Below are 16242 nucleotides of genomic sequence, written 5' to 3'. Positions count from 1 at the left end.
GCGCGAACGCAACCGCCTCAGGACAGAACAGGATCCGCGGGGGGCTTTTCCCTATGGGATCCCCACAGATTGCTGGCCAAAATCAGACCCAGGCCCAGCACGGATCCCAGCGCAATCCTCTCGCCCAACAGCACCGCAATCAACCCCAACGACAAAAAGGGCGTCACATACACCCAGTTGGCCAGGGATCCCCGATGGCCCGCCAACTCCAGAGCCCGCAGCCAAAATACAAAAGTCAGGCCCATCTCCGCCAGACCAATGTAAGCCGCCCAACCCAGCCCCGCAACTGTCCAAGAGACCTCCTGAAACGGCAGCAGTAGCAGGCCATAGAGGCTGCCGAAGACAAACCCCATGAACAGCTTCAGCACCGCGTCCCGTCCATCCCGCACATTGAGCAGCCAGTAGAGGGCCCAAATGGCAGCGCTGCCCACCGCCAGCCCCACCCCCCAGGGATCCTCCACCTGCCAGGTGTCCCAGGATCCCCCCGTGGCCACCAGCACCGCCCCCACTAGGCTCATGCCCAAAGCCAGCAGCAGCCGCCCGCGCAGGCGCTCCCCCAACAGCGGCGCCGCCAAGAGAGCCAGCAGCAGCGGCCAGGTGTAATTCAAAGCCAGCGCCGCCTGGGCCGAGAGGCGATCATAGGCCTGGAACAGCACCCCGTAGTAGCCAAGCGGGTTAAGTAGCCCCTGCAGCGCCGACAAGGCAATCTGGGATCGCTTCTGCTGGCGGACAAGATGCGCCCGCCCTGTAGCCACCAGAACCATCCCCAAGATCAGGCAGGAGCTGCACGCGGAAAAAATTAGCAAAAGCGTTGGCGCAAGGTGTTGCAGGCCAAACTTAAAGGCGCTGGCCGCCGTGGCCCAGCCCAAGATAGCTGCCGCCAGGTAGGCATAAGCCCGCCAGGGATCCCTGCCCATCAAAAGCGGTCCAGATCCCTGTCGTCCGCCTTTGGCCTAGCTCCGGTGGAAAGGCCCAGCCGCGGCGCCACCACCCAAACGTAGAGCAGATAGCCCAGCCCCGCCACCACCGTCCACTTGAGAACGGTGCCGAAAACCCGGAAGATCAGCCCCACCAGCAGGATACAGCCCAAAATGGCCAAAACCGTCAGCAGCGGACGCCCCCACGTCTCAGCCCAAGCGCGAATGGCATTTCTCCCCTGAGACGAGCTCAGCTCCCCAGAGGCCCCAGTTGCCTGCTCCAGTTCAAGCTCAAGCTGTCTTAGCCGTTCTTGTTCTGAGAAAGAAAGATCCGACATAGGGAGCAGTCTCCAGAATCCAGCGCCATCTCCATCTTACGGGCTGCTCCCCAAACCCGGCAGGCTAGGCCCGCGCCGACGGGATCTCTTGGGCCATGGCGCGGAACAGATCCAGAGCCGGCCCAGGGCGACGGTTAGGACGCGGAGCCGGGATCTCGTTGGGCACAAACGGCTTCTCAACCACCACCTTGGGCTTGGCAGGCGTAGCCGTTGCCGCAGGGCTAGAGGACTGGGTTGGAGCGGATTGGGCAGGCGCCGGACGAAAAGGGCCGGTAACAAAATCCACTAGGCCGCCGAAGAGAATGCCAAAGAAGGAAAAAAGACCGCCGAACAGCTTTTTGAGGATGCCCATATAAGAGTTTGCCGATGTCGTAAAGTTCTGCAACTGGCCATTCATTATTGTTAAGAACGGGCAGCTTGGCTATAGGTAGATATGCTTTTTTCGACTCAGGGATCCCATACCTGCCTGCCGGTGGCATCAAACCGCCGCAGCGGCAGGGCCAACTCCAGCTCCTGCAGCTCCAGCGGCTCCGAGAAGCGCCGGCTGCGCCCCAGCTCAAAGCCATCCGCTGCCGCCGGATTCACCGCGTAGCCGATATCCGCCATGGCTCCCACCGTGAGGATGCTCAGGGGGTTGGGCACCCCCCGGTCGAGGCGGCTGGTCATCAGCTCGCGGCCCAAGACGCTCTCCCGCCAATGGGCATCGCGGGATCCCTCCCCAAACTGATTCTCTAAAGGAACAGAAGGGGCGTTCCCCCCCAATGTGATAAAAGCGTCAACTGCCCGCGGGCCGATAAAGCGGGGGTCATAGCCCGGCGGCGTCGGCTGATCCCGCCCCACCAACCCTACCGTCAGCCCCTTGGGATCCCAGACGCTGGGCAAAAAGCCAAGCGCATGGCCCAACTCGTGCAGGGCAGTAATGGGCAGATCCCCCCGCTCTTCCAAAGCCGAGAGGTTTTGGCTGTTGAAGAGCACAATTGAATAGAACGGCAAGCCATTCGAGGCCCGCACAAAGCAAGGAGCCGCCCCCCCCAAAACCCGCTCGTTGCCTAGGTCTCTCGCCCTCACCTCTACCAACAGATCGTCAATGGGGAAATTGAGCGGCGTGCTGGGAAATCCCCGATTGCATGCGTCGGCCTGAATAGAGGTGGGGGGCAAATCTGGCTGGTCCCCGACAATGATCTGCTGCCATCTCAAGGCCGCGCTGCGGACAATGGCTTGCTGACTGGGAGTGAGGCTGTTGTCGGGAAAGCGAAGGTCGATCGTGAACTGGGGAACAGAGGTAGGCGTCAGCGAAGGCAGAACAGTCGGGGTAGGGGTGAGGACGACAGCTGGAGTAGAGGTGGGAACGATGGTTGGAATGGGAGTAGGAATGACACTTACCGAAGAGGAACCACCACTTCTCCCGCAAGCCTTGAGCGCCAGCAGCAAGAGCATCGCCACCAGGGATCCGATCGGGCGCAAGCTCCACGTTCTGCCGCCAAGCTTCCGAAAATCCTTCACACTGCCTCCCAACCCAAAAGCCCCACAGCCCAGACAGATCATACCGGTTGCCTCCATTTGCCGAGCAGGATTGGCCCTGGGCTCTGCCACCCATACCCATTCTCAATGGGCGATGTCTAGGAGGCTGGGGAAACCTCTGTGGATCCTCATGAACAAAAACTGGGGCCTGAATGACACAGCAAGGATAGCTTGGTAGCCCCGTATTTTAGTGCGGCGAGGAAAAGCCCGTAAGCAAGTTGCTCGCCAATGGTGTGATTGTTGATGAGGCGTGCCCTTCCTAGGCAAGCACCCAAAACGGTGAAAAACCCGAGTAGGGGCAAGCGCCCAGGAGATGTCTCAGCTAACTTGCTAAGTAGGCAGAACTTTGGGGCTTTGCCCCAAGGAACTGTCTAGAAGCGTCTTGACAGCCCCCTTGCGAGTCCGTTCCTGGACTGCGTAAGAATCCCCTGCCTTTAGGCAGTGGGAGTGTGAATAATAACAGTCACCTCAAGAGTGAGCGAAGATGGGCCTGGCGGCACGTTTTTTTGAGCCCTTTCAATCCAGCAGGTCGGAAGAACCGTCTTCCTCTTCTAGGCTCCAACCCGCCCCCAAAGCGTCCGCTGCTGCCGCCCGCAACGCCTGAGTGTCCGCCCACAACTGCGCAGGATCCGATAGCGGATCCGACAAAGGCACCAAACGCAAGATGCGGCTCTCTTGAACCAGATCGATCACCACACTGGGCCGTTCCCCCTCCAGGCCTGCCACCTCCGAGGGGGAGGGATCCCGCAAGCAGGCGTAGTCAAAGCTGTTTAGGTTGAGATAAAGGCTGCGATTGGCCACCAAGGTAGCCGCCGTTGCATCCTGAAACACCTCCATCACATAGCCCTCCCCCTGCTTTCGTACCCGACCATCGACAATATCGAAGTAGCGAACCCGCCCCAGATCCGCCAGAAGACGGTAAATATCCCGCTTATTAACCAAAATTCCGCTATCTACGATACAGGGGGCACAAGGACGAGTGTCTGTCATGGAGCAGTCGGTCTTGGGGAGCAAGCGGATCGACAACAGGCAAGAAGCAATTAGTTAGAAGTAATGCTCAACAACAGCTAGCAACCATCGCAAATCCTCTAGAAAATAGCAACCCCCCACAAGTCTAAGACTTGGGCAAACAAAACCAGAGAACCTCAGGCAATCAAGACGAGAAAAAGTCAACAGCCCTACAAACTTAAGCCATTGCAGTACAGCCCTTTGCTTTGCTCCAAAAAGCCTCTAGCCTGCTTCTCGGAAAGGCTCAGTTCTGGCCTCCCTCGAATGTACCACAGCTTTCCAAAAAGGGGCACCGATCCCTCCCAGGTAAAGGACAAGGGAAACTGGTCAATAGCCAGCAGATTTTCATCTGTATATTGTGGGAAAATAGGTAATTAAAGGGTTTGAGACACTAGATATTGTAGGTAAGGGTGAGGACGGGCCATCGCGACCGAACCTCTGCCCTAGGATGGATCTTGGCTACCCTTTTGATTTACTTGTCCAGATCGTCTGTCATCGATGACGAAAGCTTGCCAACAGCCTGTTGGGCCGCACCACCCACCGCTTGACCAACTTGGGGGCCGAGAGGGGTAGCCTCAGTTAGACGAGTTCTGCTTAGAACATCCAAGAGGCTCTATTAGGTTTAAAGTGAGGAGTAACCCGACAAAGAGTGAGGCTCGACCATGACGCTGGCTCAGGAGGCAACCGCCCAAATCCCCGCCTTTTGCGAAGGGATCCGCTACTTTGGCGATCCCTGGCCGGAATTCGACCGCCTGGGTCAGGAGCCTGCAGTGGATGCTGCCACCGGCAAGCTGCGGGATCCGGGCAGTCGCATGGCCGCCTACCAAACCCTGCTCTATGCCGATGCGCTGCGCTATCTCACGCTGCAGATGACCGCCAGCAAAGCCTCGGGCCACCCGGGCGGCTTTGCCAGCCAAGCGGAAGCCTACGCCGCTTTGGTGTACTTGGGCCAAAAGAACATCCCTACCGAAGTGGGCCACCACGCGCCCGGATTCTATGCCGCCATGTTCTTGGATGGATCCCTATCAGAAATGGGCATCCACACCGTCGCCGACTTGCAGGCCCGCTTTCGGGAACGAGAAGGGCTGCTGGGGCACCTGTCGGGCTACATCCCCGGCCTGCTGGCGCCAGCAGGGCCGCTGGGGCAGGGGCAGCACTTTGCTATGGCCGCCGCTCTGCTTTACCCAGACCGTCTCTTCCCCGTCACCATCGGCGATGGGGGCCTGGGGGAGCCCTACGTGATGAGCTCCATGATCCACTTTCACACCGCCTTCCCGCAGCGCACCAACTTCCTGCCGGTGCTGGTCTGGAACGGCTACAGCCAAGAGCACCACAGCATGATCTCTACCTTCACCAACGCTCAGATGGCCGAGTACTGGCGGGGCAACGGCTTTGAGGAAGTGGTGCTGGTGGATGCCAAAGACTTCGACGATGCCCAACAGCCTGGCCCCTACGTGGATAGCACCCAATTTTCCCTGGAAGCCCGCTTGGCCTTTGTCCAAAGAGTGCTGGTAGAGATGGAACGGGCCATCCAGTGCGCTCTAGGCGGCCACCTGACGGTTTTCATCCTCAAGCAACTGAAGGGGGCAGGCGTGCACGCCAAGGGATCCAAATCCCACAACCTCTACGCCCACCACACCTTGGATCACCCCGACATCGTGGCCGCTCTGGAGGCACGGGCCCTGCACCCAGCCGCTTGGGCTCTGGTGCGCCAAAATTGTGAACGGGCTGCTGGCGGGCCAGCCGCCAAGGTAGCTGTCACGGAGTCCGTCCGGCCCTTGCCGCCGCTGGGATCCCTGAACTTAACCGAGTTCCCCCTCGGCGATAAGCAGGTTTCCACCACTGCCATCGGCGCCCTGGTGCTACAGGTGGGGCAGAAAGACCCCGACTTTCTGGTGGCCAACGCTGACGGCAATGAGGCCTCTGGCCTTGCCAATGTCAACCAGGGCCTGAAAGTGATCCACCCCACGGCGGATCCCCTCTACAACCAACAGCCCCAAGGGCAGGTCTACGAACCCCTTAGCGAAGATGCTTGTGCCGGCCTGACGGCAGGCCTGGCGCTCTTTGGCGGGCGCTCCCTGTGGTGTTCTTACGAATCCTTTGCCGTCAACGGCCTGCCCATCTGGCAGACGGTAACCCAGGCGATGGCCGAGCTGCGCCGCCCCACCCCTTCCGCCATTGCTCTCTACACCGCCGGAGCCCTGGAACAAGGCCGCAACGGCTGGACCCACCAGCGGCCGGAAATTGAGGCCTACCTAGCGGCCATGATGCGCAACGGCAACATTTTCCCCCTCTTTCCCCCCGACGCCAACTGCGCCCAAGCCGCCTACGAGTGGGCCTTGTCTACCTACAACAAAGGGATCCCGATCTTTGCCAGCAAAACCCCCCTGCCCATCCGCACCACCCTGGAACAGGCTCGCCAAGCAGTAGAGCAGGGCTGCACCGTGCTGCAGGAAGTGCCCGGATCCCGCACAGTGGTCTTTGCCGTGGTGGGGGATATGATCCTCCTGCCGGTGTTTGCCGCGGCTGAGCAGCTCCAAGCCCAGGGGATCGGCAGCAAAATTGTTTCCGTGGTCAACCCCCGCCGTCTCTATCGCCCCGGCGATATAGCCTGGTCTACCTGTGCCCAACCCGATGGGGAGTTCATGTCTGACCAGGAGTTTGCCGCCTGGTTTGCCGGCGAAGCCCTTATCGGCGTGACCGGCGGCTCCAGCCTGATGTTGGAGCCCCTGTTGCTGCGCTACACTGGCCCGCGCGACATCTTTGCCTGGAAACGTGGCGAAACCACCGCCACCCCTACGGAACTCATGGACTACAACGGCCTGACAGCCCAGGCGCTGGCAGAGAGGGCAAAGCAACTGCTAGGCTGAGGGCGAGCTTTTAGCTTGGTTAGCATTGTCCACCTTATTTTTTCCTATGACTGAGGCTAGCTATCTCCGAGAGAAGCTTGAGAGGATATCTCCCACCGAGAGTGTAGAGCGAGTTGTTGTCCAACACTTTGCTGTTCCCCTCCTGCAGGCGCTTGGCTTTGACGACTCGGAAATTAGAGAAGAATTCGAGACAGGTTGCGGCCAGGTCGATCTCGCAGCAAGAAAGAACGGAGATCCTGAAGATATTTTCTTGAGATCCCCGAAGAATCCCTACTTGCTTTTGGAGGCAAAATCCAGAGTAGTCAACCTCAAAGAAGGATCTTGCTATAGGGATGCAGTTTGTCAGATAGAAAGTTACTTGCTTGCCAAGAACTGCAAATCTGCAAAATGGGGAATTATCACCAATGCAAATAACATCCAGCTTTGGAGAAAGCACGGAAAAGTCGTTCACCCCGCTACAGCAAACCTTGATATCAGCTCAAATAACATTGAGGGCATAGTTCGCAACTTGCGAGACAAGATAGAAAACTACGAGCGGGCTTTGACTATCTGCGTGTATAACAATAAAGGAGGCGTAGGCAAAACAACAACAGTTATTAACCTTGCAGCAGCACTAGCAACAAAGAGAAAGAAAGTCTTAGTTGTTGACTTTGATTCCCAAGGAGATCTGACAAGAAGCTTGGGAGTTACTCCTGGAAAAATTACACTGACGCAGTGCTTAAAGGATCCCAAAATAGATGTTCATTCCGTTGTCCAAACATACAGACTCAAGACAGTTAGACAAGGCAAACAGAGTATAGTTTCCATCTTTGACATTATCCCAAGAGACCCTGAACTGGAAACGTTAACTGATAGCCAGGCGGTAGCATATATCCAGAAGGGAACTCGGCGCCTTCGCGATCTGATTGCCCCTCTTCGCAATGAGTATGACTACATCCTAATTGACTGCCCAACTCAATGGCTTTACTTCAGCCAAAGTGGTGTTTTTGCTGCCGATGTTATTTTGATACCTACCCGCCCCGACGATCTGTCTTCCCTGAGTAATGCTGTTAGAGTAATCACCAAGTTTATTCCAGAAACTGCTAGGTCACGACAGGATGGTGGCCCTATTGCTTTGCCTATCTTTTTCAACGGCGTCTCTTCGGGAAGTGAATACACTATTCAACTAGCTAACGAAGAGATAGATAAGCTTATCAACCAGGAGAAAAGTGTAGATCTACGTCCATATTTCTGGCCGCATTTTAAGAAAGGTAATGAAGACAAAAGCATTTTTAGGATACCTGACTATGCAGTGATATCCTCTGCAAGCTTTGCTCGAAGGCCTGCCGTCTTTAGGGACAGGAGAGTTTTAGAATACTACCAGAGTCTTGCCCGTGAGTACTTTATCGATGAGTGAGTTTTCAGATCTAGGTAGGTTGGTTAACTTACCCCTTGAGAGCATTACGCCCGCCGATGGGTTTTCTGCTCCCTCCTTCCTTGTTGCCGCAGCCGCAGATCAGCTAAGGGCGACAGGAGGACACAACTGGGTTCCTCTGCTGGTGGTCGAGGCTGGCGACTATCAGTACAAGGCCATTGGTAACCATTTTGTCTATGCAGTTGCTCGAGAGGCAGGGCTGGAGAGGCTCTGGTGCATTGTTGTCGATCCCGACCCAGAGCAGGTTAAGCAGGCCCAAATCCTCACCAGAGAAATTGTCCCAAAGGTGAATCTGACAGAGGCCCCGAGAGAAACTATCTTGGCCGCGTTGAGATACCTGGCAGAGCAGCCCGGCACTCCGCTCAAGGGAGTTGATGTAACCATTGCAGCCGCGCGAATTGCGGAGGCAGATAGGAGCTGGTGGCAGGACTTAACCCCCATAACCAAGCTGGGGTGCAAAATTACACGAGGCAAAAAGTTGGAGGCCCTGAAAGAAGTATTTTTTCTAGCTCCTACAGCGCCACCTTCTAGCCAGAAGAAGTCCTCTAAAAAATCCACGGCATCTACCAGTGCCAAGAGAACAAGCGCAACTCGCTCTCGGAAAAAGAAAGAGGGCTAGAAGGGATCCTCCCCCCCTGCAGAACAAGGCCGGCCTTTAGTACCGTCGTTTTCCCGCCCAAAGGCCCACCAGCGCTGCTTGGCCCCAGGGATCCACCTTCACCTCTGCTCGCAGGGTTTCTGGATTGCGGCGGATCTCTGGTTCCAGATCATCGCCCAGCGCTTCTGGAATGAAAAACTCTTCGATCCCAAACCTAAGCTGCCGCCCATCAAACCACCCTTGCAGGACAACCTCCCCAGGCCGCAGCTCCCTGGGCCGGTCGCGACTGATGGCAATGGCCTGCCAGGGTTGAGCAGGATCCCCGGCAGGAGGGGCCAAGCACAGGTAGAGGATCCCTGGCTTAGCGAGCTCAGGGGACCAGCCGGGCAGTTTCTCTAGGGTGGAAAGCTGGGCAACGGTGTAGCTCAAAGCTACGTAGCGGCCCCGCAAGGGGTCATAGGGATCCAGAGGAGCAATCTGCAAGTAGATCGGGGAGCCAGTGGCAAGGGTAAGCGCCTTCCGAGCTGGCACCAGCCCAACCAGGCCCACCTGCAGCACCAGGGCCAGCCAAAACAGGGATCCCTTAAGAAAAGGAGGCGACATTGCCAGCCGACGAGAGCAACTTCCTGCACAAAGATGCTATCCTAGTTAAGCATCTTCCCGGCTCAGTAGCTCAGCGGTAGAGCAGGGGACTCATAAGCCCTGGGTCGCGTGTTCAAATCACGCCTGAGCCATCCTTCCTAAGGCTCTGGTTACAGCTTGTGGAGGACAGTTAAGCTGGAGCTCCGGCTTTTGCTCTCAGGTTGCAAGAGGCGGCACTTCCAAGGGCGAGCAAAGCCCCTTGAGCTATTCCGATCCCGGATAAAAGCCGAGATCCATTACCTGCTCAAGCGTGTAGGGACACTCGGCGGGCAGATCCTCTTCCGAGAGCGGCGTTTCTTTCACCACCAACAGGATCCCGTCTTGGTAAGCCTCTGGCAGAGCTGCCAAAAGCTCAGGCTTTAGGCTAGGACTCTCTTTGAGCAATTGCTGGATTTGGCGACGTTGTTCGCTAATAGTTGCCCGCCAACTTTTGCCGCGAAGCTGGAGCTGGAACTGCCCCTTGAGGAGGTGTCCCGGCAGGATCCCCAAGCGATTGACCAATTCGCGGCGCTCTTGCCTGCCCAAAGCCTCGATTTCCTCTGCCAGATGGCCCGCTCGCTCCGAGAGGCAGGGTTTCGCTTTGAGCAGTTGGAACAATTCTACATGCCTAGCCAACCAAAGTGGGTCGGCTACACCTACTGGGGTATAGCCTCCCCTGAGCCGGAGGGGGGATCCCAGGCGGGTTAGCCGCTTCTAAAGCCCGACCTTGCCTTTCTCAGGGCTAGTCACAGAACTGCAGCCGGGATTGCGGCTGTCGCATGGCCGGATCCAGCTCGCAGATCAGCTCGAAGTTGATCACCCGCCAGCGCTGCGGCGAGCCACCGGCTCCTTCAGGAAGCTGGGAGCTGAAGCTAACCGGCAGGCCGTAGAGGCGGGGTGGGCCGGGGCGCCGCTGGGATCCCTGCTCCAGGTAGGGGGTGAGCAAAGAGCGGTAGCGCTCGGCCACGATCACCTGCGTGGCCCGCATCCCCTGCATGCGCAGGCGATCCAGCTCTTCGTGAATCTCGAAGCGGATCCCATCGGCATGGGTGTGCTGGCGGTACCAGCGGCCTTCCCAGAGGCGCCAACGCCGCCCTGATTGCAGGTGAACCAGCTCCTCTTGCTCGGGATCTGCCTCAAAGGCGCCGTGGCGATGGCAGAGGTAGGTATCGGTCAGGGTAAGGGCCGCAATCGTCTGCCGACAGTGGGGGCATTGAATGCTGGGGCCAAAGATGGGATAGGAGAAAGCAACGGTCATAGGAAACCCCACAGAATGCGGCTGGGTGTCTGGGCAAATCCGCGGCTGTCCACATTAATTATAGGTGTGGCCTTTTGCAGATCTGGCTCACGCGGATCCCTCTGGCCAAATCCGACAAAGTATTCTAAGATCATAGCCAGGGAAAAGCCTGCCCAAAGCCCCCCGCGACGGCAGGTAGATTCCCAAGGATCTCCGCAATGATAACGGGGAGTGGGTAGCGCCCACTTCTTTGCTTTTTTAGGGGGAAGATGCCCCCGCTGCCGGCTCCAGCTTCGCTGGGCTGGGATCTGGCCGTTACACCGAGTTGGCGATGAGTTGGCTATGGTTCACCCTCTGATCCCGCAGTTGGAGAGTCTGGCCCGTCCCTTGGCCGCTCGACTGGGGTACGAGTTGGTACAGATGGTTTTTCACACCAACCAGTATCCGCCGGTGCTGCGGGTGGATATCCGTCCGCTGGATCCGGAGCAGGAAACCAGCCACGCCGATTGCGAAGCTATGAGCCAGGCCTTGGAAGTGGAGCTGGATCGAGTGGATCTGATCCCCGGCCATTATGTGCTGGAGGTCTCCAGCCCCGGCATCAGCAACCTCCTCATCAGCGACCGCGACTTTGTGGTTTTCAAAGGGTTTGCGGTGGAGGTGACGGTGGATCCCCCCTACAAGGGCAAAGCTGTCTGGTCAGGGCATCTGCTGGGTCGGGATGAGGAGAAAGTTGCCCTATCCCTCAAGGGACGACGCGTGCAGTTGCCCCGCGCCTCGGTGCAGCGGGTTGTCCTCTCAGAGGCGGAAACCGAGTAGAGGAATGGGGATAGAGAGGACGTTCGAGCGCGAAGTGTGTTGCCCTGTCTTCGCGTCGGAGCTGCCTGCTGTGCGGCGATGCATTTCCCGTCAGGATTGCGGAGCAACAGTGATAGCAGTTTCATCCCAGCTTAAGTTGCATTAGGAGGACAACAGCTTATGTCGATGGTGCCTCTGCCCGGTTTGGCAGAAATGGTGGAGATGATCTCGCGGGAGCGCAACTTGCCCCGCCATGCGGTCACCAACGCCTTGCGGGAGGCGCTGCTCAAGGGCTACGAACGCTACCGCAAAACCATTCAGCGAGATGTCGTCTTTGAAGAAGACCACTTCCGCAACTTCGATGTGGAGCTGGATGTGGAGGCAGGGGGCTTTCGCATTTTGGCCACCAAAACCATTGTCGAGGAGGTACGGGATCCAGATCACGAGATCTCCCTGTACGACGTGCAGCAGGACTACCCGGAAGCCGAAGTTGGCTGGGAAGTAACCAATGACGTCACTCCCCAACAGGCGGAGTTTGGCCGCATGGCGGCCATCCAAACCAAGCAGGTGCTGGCCCAGAAGTTGCGTGACCAGCAGCGCCGCCTGATTCAAGAAGAGTTCCGCGACCTGGAAAATACCGTGTTGCAGGCACGGGTGCTGCGCACGGAGCGGCAGACGGTGATCATGGCGGTATCCAGCGGTTTTGGGCAGCCGGAGGTGGAAGCCGAACTGCCCAAGAAGGAGCAGTTGGCCAGCGATCGCTACACCCCCAACGCGGTGATGAAGGTCTACCTCAAAAAGGTATACGAGGGATCCCGGCGGGGGCCGCAGCTTTTGGTTTCTCGGGCCGACGCCGGCTTGGTGGTGAACCTGTTCGCCAACGAGGTGCCGGAGATCGAAGAGGACATTGTGCGCATCGTGGCGGTGGCGCGGGAGGCCAACCCGCCTTCCCGCAACGTGGGGCCGCGCACCAAGATTGCCGTCGATACCGTGGAGCGGGACGTGGATCCGGTGGGGGCCTGTATTGGGGCAAGGGGATCCCGGATTCAGGCGGTGGTGGCAGAGCTGCGCAACGAGAAGATCGACGTCATCCGCTGGTCGCCGGATCCGGCCACCTACATCGCCAACGCCCTCAGCCCGGCCAAGGTGGTGGAGGTGCGGTTGGTGGATCCGGAGATCCAACAGGCCCATGTGCTGGTGACCAGCGACCAGCTCAGCCTGGCCATCGGCAAAGAGGGGCAAAATGTGCGCCTGGCCGCTCGCCTCACTGGCTGGAAAATTGACATCAAGGAAGTGGAGAGCTACCGGGCAGCGCTGGAGGAGGCGCAAGCGCAGGGGCTGCCGTATCCCTTCATCACGCCGGCGGCTTTGGAGCGCTTCCGGCGGCGGGAAGAGCGAGCCGCTTTGGGGCTGGACGAGGAGTACCCAGAGAAGCTTCGCCTAGAGGAGGAGCTGGAAGAGGACGATAGGCTGGAGGAAGACTGGGTCGAGGAAGACGAGGACTTCGACTACGACGCCGAGTTCGACATCGCCCAGCCCAAGGCCTAGAGCCGAGGGGCCTCGGCAGTCGGTAAACTGAGGTAAAGACCCTTTCCGCCTGCCCTTGAACTCCTCCCAGCCGATCATCCTTGGTATATCGGGCGCCTCCGGGATGCTCTACGCCGTGCGCGCCCTACACGTTCTGCTCAGCCTGGATTACCGCGTCGAGGTGGTGGCCTCCAAAGCGGCCTATCAGGTGTGGCAAGGGGAGCAAGGGGTGCCGTTGCCGGCAGATCCCCAGCGGCAGGCCCAGTTTTGGCGGCAGCAGGCCGAAAGCGAGGGCGGATCCTTGGTCTGCCACCGCTGGCAAGATGTGGGGGCAACCATTGCCAGCGGCTCCTACCGCACGCAGGGGATGTTGGTGATCCCATGCAGCATGGGCACGGTAGCCAAGTTGGCCGCTGGGCTGAGCTCTGACCTGCTGGAGCGGGCGGCTGACGTGCAGCTCAAAGAAGGCCGCCGCCTAGTCATCGTGCCGCGGGAAACCCCCTTCAGCCTCATTCACCTGCGCAACCTGACCATCCTGGCAGAGGCAGGGGCGCGCATCGTCCCGGCCATTCCGGCCTGGTACCACCAGCCGCGTACCCTCTTGGACTTGGTGGACTTTGTGGTGGTGAAGGCCCTGGATCAGTTTGGCATCGACAGCGACCTCATCCAGCGCTGGCAGGGGATGCGTCAGCGTCAGATCCTCAAGCTGCCCCCCGAGGACTAAAGGGATCCCTTGGCCCTCATCCCTAGCCGCTTTCCCAACCGGAGAGGGAGGTTCCCACCTAGCGCGATCATTCATTCATACATAAGGTTTCACCGCTAGCAGGGAGGGCACTGCTGAACCTGGGCAGGGGAACTGGCTGGACTAGCCAGCCGCGGGATTCTTGCGAAGGTGGGTGGACAAGTTAGGGCAAGTCTCCAGGCTAGCTGCCCACTCACTAATGAGGGTGTTGACCCAGTGGGGCAGCTCGTCGTGAGCGCAGTGGCCCACCCCTGGCAGCTTCACCAACGTAAGAGCCGGCTGCCAGCGCTTAAACTGATCCGCCAAAAAGCTGGGCACCGCCGGATCTTCCTGGCCCCAGAGGAGGAGAATGGGCATCTTGAGCGTGGGCAACAGGCGCTTGGGACTGTCGAAGCGGCGGCAGAGAATGGCCCTCAGGCTATCCAAAAACACGTGGGCTGCCCCCGGCTCAAAGGCCGGCCTCTGGAAGATCTGCACCAGCTCCTCGTCCACCTGCTCGTCCCGCTTGTAGACATTTTTGATCCAGGCCCGCAGCACCTCGGTTTGTCGCAGCCAGTTAAACAAATGAGGATAGGTGAGCGGGCAGCCCAAAACAGCCAGGATCCCTTCGCAAAGGGCCTGCACCAACACATCCCAAGGAGGGGACAATTCTTCGGGGTGAGGCCCATCGGCACAACTGATCAAGCACAAACCCTTCACCATCTGGGGATAGCGGGCAGCCACAATCACCCCCACCAGGCCCCCAATGGAATGGCCTACCAGGAGGCTAGGTTGCTGGATGTGGGTTCGCCAAAACTCGTACACCTGCTCGACCCACAGATCGACGCTGTAGGCGATCTCCGGCTTGGCACTCTCGCCAAATCCCAGCAGGTCGAGAGCATAGACGGAGCGCTGGGATCCCAGAGGAACAATGTTGTGGCGCCAATGGCCCACCGAGGCCCCAAAGCCATGGATCAAGATGGCCGGAGCCGCCGTCAAGTTCACCTGGCCGCTGGCGGTTTGGGCGCGACTGGGGGTGTAGGTGAAATGAATAGGCCAGCCGCGCCAGAGCCAGGTTTGGGAATGACCATAGCGAGGAAGCCCTGAGACAGGATCCCTGCTGCCGACCGAAGAGGGGGGCGTCGCAAGGGAGGGGAAACCTGCCCCGCCGACAGCAGCAGAGGGAGAAGAAGAAGGAGGGTTATGTTCAGGCAAGGGAGGATTGACACTCCCACCGCCTAAAGGCGGGGGATTCTTACGCAGTCCACAAAAGAACCCGTAACGGCGTTGTCAAAGCGCCTCTAGACAGTTCCTTAAGGCAAAGCCCCAAGGTTCTGCTTACTTCTCGCTCCAGAGGATTTGTTGCTGCTCGGGTTTTTCACCGTAGTTAGCGTTTTCCCCTGGTCTGGCTAGGATTATAGCAGTTAGCAACTAAAGTCGCTAGCGGGCTTTTCCGCCCCGCACTAAAGTGCGGGGCTACCAAGCTATCCTTTTGTATGTGACAACAGCAGGCCCACCTCCATCAGGATAGACCGATCTTAGCGGTTGCTGGAGGGCGTCTAGAGTGGACTGGAGGGGCGTTTCTCTCAGATAACCCTCTTGAGCGGCTTTTTCTGGACATTCCCCACCCCTTTTTCCAAACAAAACCGCTTGCGTCAACAGGATGGAGAAAACCCTCCTGCCAGATGTGGCTCTGCCTACCGATCCCATGATGGATGAAACAGCTTGGATAGACCCCATTACAGCGGCCAGCTTCCGCCAGATTGACCAAGAGATCGGCCCCCACCCCTGGCAAGGGATCCCCTATGAGATCGTGCGCCGCGCCATCCACGCCACCGCTGACTTCGAGCTGCGGGATCGCTTTGTGTTCAGCCCCACGGCAGTTGAGGCGGGACTGGCGGCCCTGCGGCAACGACGGCCGCTGGTGGTGGATGTGCGGATGGTGGCCGCCGGGATCCAAGCTGGCCTCGCGGCGCAGGGGATCCCGCTCCATTGCGCTTTGGACTGGGCAGAAGAGCCTCTTGAAGCCGGGCAAACGCGCACGGCCCAGGGGATGGTCAAGGTAGCCCGGCGCTACCCGGAAGCGATCTTTGTCGTCGGCAACGCGCCCACGGCGCTGCTGGCGCTGGTGGAAGAGATGCGGGCCCAGCGGATCCGGCCCAGCCTGGTGATCGGGGTGCCAGTGGGCTTTGTGGCAGTGGAAGAGGCCAAACGGGCGCTAGCGCAAACGGATGTCCCCCAGATTCGGGTGGAGGGCCGCAAAGGCGGATCCCCGGTGGCCGCTGCCATCGTCAATGCCCTACTGCTGGCCGCCCGCCGGGATCCCATCCCCAACTGACTAGAATTGGAACGACATCTTCAGACCTTTCCCATGACCCCCGAACAAGAGGAGTGGCTGATCCGCAACCTTCAGCTTCAACAAGAACAGCTTCAAGAGATCCGAGCCGAACAGCAGAGAGCTGCCGAGCGGTTTGAGGCCCAGATGACGGAGATGCGGCAGGCCTTTGCAGCCCAAATTGCCGAGATCCGGGCCGAGCAGCAGCGGGCCGCCGAGCGTTTCTCCGCCGAGATCGCCGAGATCCGAACTGAGCAGCAGCGGGCTGCCGAGCGGTTTGAGGCTCAGATGACGGAGATGCGGCAGGCCTTTGCAGCCCAAATTGCCGAGATCCGGGCCG

General features: G+C 58.9%; 17 protein-coding genes, 1 tRNA gene and 1 pseudogene. 10 read left to right on the top strand and 9 right to left on the bottom strand.

All coding sequences use genetic code 11. The features are described from left to right. Positions 1 to 17: 17 nt before the first annotated feature. The 5 genes from GG26_RS02590 to GG26_RS02570 all read right to left on the bottom strand — a co-directional run bounded on the left by GG26_RS02590 (position 18) and on the right by GG26_RS02570 (position 3718). Positions 18 to 917, bottom strand: coding sequence for a DMT family transporter (locus tag GG26_RS02590; protein WP_414388749.1), 900 nt, complete (start codon positions 915 to 917; stop codon positions 18 to 20). Next, entirely contained in the window at positions 917 to 1255 is a 339-nt protein-coding gene (locus tag GG26_RS02585; RefSeq protein ID WP_011429350.1) for a hypothetical protein, read from the bottom strand. Before GG26_RS02585 ends, GG26_RS02590 begins: the two co-directional genes overlap by 1 nt. Before the next feature lie 64 nt (positions 1256 to 1319). Then, positions 1320 to 1607, bottom strand: a complete 288-nt coding sequence (locus GG26_RS02580) for a hypothetical protein (RefSeq protein ID WP_099834676.1) — start codon at positions 1605 to 1607, stop codon at positions 1320 to 1322. 95 nt (positions 1608 to 1702) lie between these two features. Next, positions 1703 to 2758, bottom strand: coding sequence for a leishmanolysin-related zinc metalloendopeptidase (locus GG26_RS02575; protein ID WP_228375409.1), 1056 nt, complete (start codon positions 2756 to 2758; stop codon positions 1703 to 1705). A 534-nt stretch (positions 2759 to 3292) separates the two neighbouring features. Continuing rightward, positions 3293 to 3718, bottom strand: a complete 426-nt coding sequence (locus GG26_RS02570; RefSeq protein WP_228375410.1) for a hypothetical protein — start codon at positions 3716 to 3718, stop codon at positions 3293 to 3295. Positions 3719 to 4446: 728 nt separating this feature from the next. On the opposite strand from GG26_RS02570, the gene GG26_RS02565 reads away from it, so the two are divergent. The 3 genes from GG26_RS02565 to GG26_RS02555 are packed head-to-tail and all read left to right on the top strand — an operon-like array spanning position 4447 to position 8687. Beyond that, complete coding sequence (locus GG26_RS02565) at positions 4447 to 6654, top strand: phosphoketolase (RefSeq protein WP_414388746.1); 2208 nt, start codon at positions 4447 to 4449, stop codon at positions 6652 to 6654. Positions 6655 to 6700: 46 nt separating this feature from the next. After that, complete coding sequence (locus GG26_RS02560) at positions 6701 to 8050, top strand: AAA family ATPase (RefSeq protein ID WP_414388744.1); 1350 nt, start codon at positions 6701 to 6703, stop codon at positions 8048 to 8050. Beyond that, a complete protein-coding gene (locus GG26_RS02555; RefSeq protein WP_414388742.1) occupies positions 8043 to 8687 on the top strand; it encodes a Rho termination factor in 645 nt (214 codons plus the stop codon). Before GG26_RS02560 ends, GG26_RS02555 begins: the two co-directional genes overlap by 8 nt. 36 nt (positions 8688 to 8723) lie before the next feature. Here the strand turns inward: GG26_RS02555 and GG26_RS02550 are convergent, their stop codons facing one another. Next, a complete protein-coding gene (locus GG26_RS02550; protein WP_414388740.1) occupies positions 8724 to 9269 on the bottom strand; it encodes a GDYXXLXY domain-containing protein in 546 nt (181 codons plus the stop codon). Positions 9270 to 9328: 59 nt separating this feature from the next. Between GG26_RS02550 and GG26_RS02545 the strand changes: the two genes are divergently transcribed. Next, positions 9329 to 9400: transfer RNA gene (locus GG26_RS02545), tRNA-Met, on the top strand. Positions 9401 to 9512: 112 nt separating this feature from the next. Here the strand turns inward: GG26_RS02545 and GG26_RS02540 are convergent. Beyond that, the gene (locus GG26_RS02540) at positions 9513 to 9905 is read right to left on the bottom strand and encodes a DUF29 domain-containing protein (protein WP_049749706.1); all 393 of its coding nucleotides are present in this window, start codon (positions 9903 to 9905) and stop codon (positions 9513 to 9515) included. Between GG26_RS02540 and GG26_RS02535 the strand changes: the two genes are divergently transcribed. After that, a complete protein-coding gene (locus GG26_RS02535; RefSeq protein ID WP_011429360.1) occupies positions 9855 to 9995 on the top strand; it encodes a hypothetical protein in 141 nt (46 codons plus the stop codon). The genes GG26_RS02540 and GG26_RS02535 overlap by 51 nt on opposite strands. A gap of 34 nt (positions 9996 to 10029) precedes the next feature. Here the strand turns inward: GG26_RS02535 and GG26_RS02530 are convergent, their stop codons facing one another. Beyond that, entirely contained in the window at positions 10030 to 10545 is a 516-nt protein-coding gene (locus GG26_RS02530) for a TIGR02652 family protein (protein ID WP_011429361.1), read from the bottom strand. Positions 10546 to 10866: 321 nt separating this feature from the next. Here GG26_RS02530 and rimP point away from each other — a divergent pair, with 321 nt between their 5' ends. The 3 genes from rimP to GG26_RS02515 all read left to right on the top strand — a co-directional run bounded on the left by rimP (position 10867) and on the right by GG26_RS02515 (position 13570). After that, on the top strand, positions 10867 to 11340 hold the full coding sequence (gene rimP, locus GG26_RS02525; protein WP_099812470.1) for a ribosome maturation factor RimP: 474 nt from the start codon (positions 10867 to 10869) through the stop codon (positions 11338 to 11340). Between the two features lie 159 nt (positions 11341 to 11499). Next, positions 11500 to 12867, top strand: coding sequence for a transcription termination factor NusA (gene nusA / locus GG26_RS02520; protein WP_011429364.1), 1368 nt, complete (start codon positions 11500 to 11502; stop codon positions 12865 to 12867). 55 nt (positions 12868 to 12922) lie between these two features. Then, positions 12923 to 13570 (top strand): flavin prenyltransferase UbiX, encoded by a 648-nt coding sequence (locus GG26_RS02515; protein ID WP_011429365.1) that lies wholly within the window; start codon positions 12923 to 12925, stop codon positions 13568 to 13570. Between the two features lie 141 nt (positions 13571 to 13711). Here GG26_RS02515 and GG26_RS02510 read toward each other — a convergent pair whose 3' ends face one another. Next, complete coding sequence (locus GG26_RS02510; protein ID WP_099884263.1) at positions 13712 to 14782, bottom strand: alpha/beta fold hydrolase; 1071 nt, start codon at positions 14780 to 14782, stop codon at positions 13712 to 13714. Positions 14783 to 15275: 493 nt separating this feature from the next. On the opposite strand from GG26_RS02510, the gene GG26_RS02505 reads away from it, so the two are divergent. Next, positions 15276 to 15905, top strand: a complete 630-nt coding sequence (locus GG26_RS02505) for a cobalt-precorrin-8X methylmutase (RefSeq protein ID WP_011429368.1) — start codon at positions 15276 to 15278, stop codon at positions 15903 to 15905. Between the two features lie 33 nt (positions 15906 to 15938). Beyond that, positions 15939 to 16242, top strand: a pseudogene (locus GG26_RS02500) (hypothetical protein); the annotation flags it as partial.

The organism is Synechococcus sp. 'PEA 65AY6A-5F PE A' (assembly GCF_047462575.1).
GTDB lineage: Bacteria > Cyanobacteriota > Cyanobacteriia > Thermostichales > Thermostichaceae > Thermostichus.
The sequence above is the reverse complement of the archived record's forward strand: the minus strand, read 5'-3'. Positions and strand labels throughout refer to the sequence as shown.

What these genes read in the sequence shown, in the direction of transcription:
- GG26_RS02590 (WP_414388749.1), bottom strand. Translation starts at nt 917, where the DNA reads ATGGGCAGGGATCCCTGGCGGGCTTATGCCTACCTGGCGGCAGCTATC.
- GG26_RS02585 (WP_011429350.1), bottom strand. Translation starts at nt 1,255, where the DNA reads ATGTCGGATCTTTCTTTCTCAGAACAAGAACGGCTAAGACAGCTTGAG.
- GG26_RS02580 (WP_099834676.1), bottom strand. Translation starts at nt 1,607, where the DNA reads ATGGGCATCCTCAAAAAGCTGTTCGGCGGTCTTTTTTCCTTCTTTGGC.
- GG26_RS02565 (WP_414388746.1), top strand. Translation starts at nt 4,447, where the DNA reads ATGACGCTGGCTCAGGAGGCAACCGCCCAAATCCCCGCCTTTTGCGAA.
- GG26_RS02560 (WP_414388744.1), top strand. Translation starts at nt 6,701, where the DNA reads ATGACTGAGGCTAGCTATCTCCGAGAGAAGCTTGAGAGGATATCTCCC.
- GG26_RS02555 (WP_414388742.1), top strand. Translation starts at nt 8,043, where the DNA reads ATGAGTGAGTTTTCAGATCTAGGTAGGTTGGTTAACTTACCCCTTGAG.
- GG26_RS02550 (WP_414388740.1), bottom strand. Translation starts at nt 9,269, where the DNA reads ATGTCGCCTCCTTTTCTTAAGGGATCCCTGTTTTGGCTGGCCCTGGTG.
- GG26_RS02535 (WP_011429360.1), top strand. Translation starts at nt 9,855, where the DNA reads ATGGCCCGCTCGCTCCGAGAGGCAGGGTTTCGCTTTGAGCAGTTGGAA.
- GG26_RS02530 (WP_011429361.1), bottom strand. Translation starts at nt 10,545, where the DNA reads ATGACCGTTGCTTTCTCCTATCCCATCTTTGGCCCCAGCATTCAATGC.
- rimP (WP_099812470.1), top strand. Translation starts at nt 10,867, where the DNA reads ATGGTTCACCCTCTGATCCCGCAGTTGGAGAGTCTGGCCCGTCCCTTG.
- nusA (WP_011429364.1), top strand. Translation starts at nt 11,500, where the DNA reads ATGTCGATGGTGCCTCTGCCCGGTTTGGCAGAAATGGTGGAGATGATC.
- GG26_RS02505 (WP_011429368.1), top strand. Translation starts at nt 15,276, where the DNA reads ATGATGGATGAAACAGCTTGGATAGACCCCATTACAGCGGCCAGCTTC.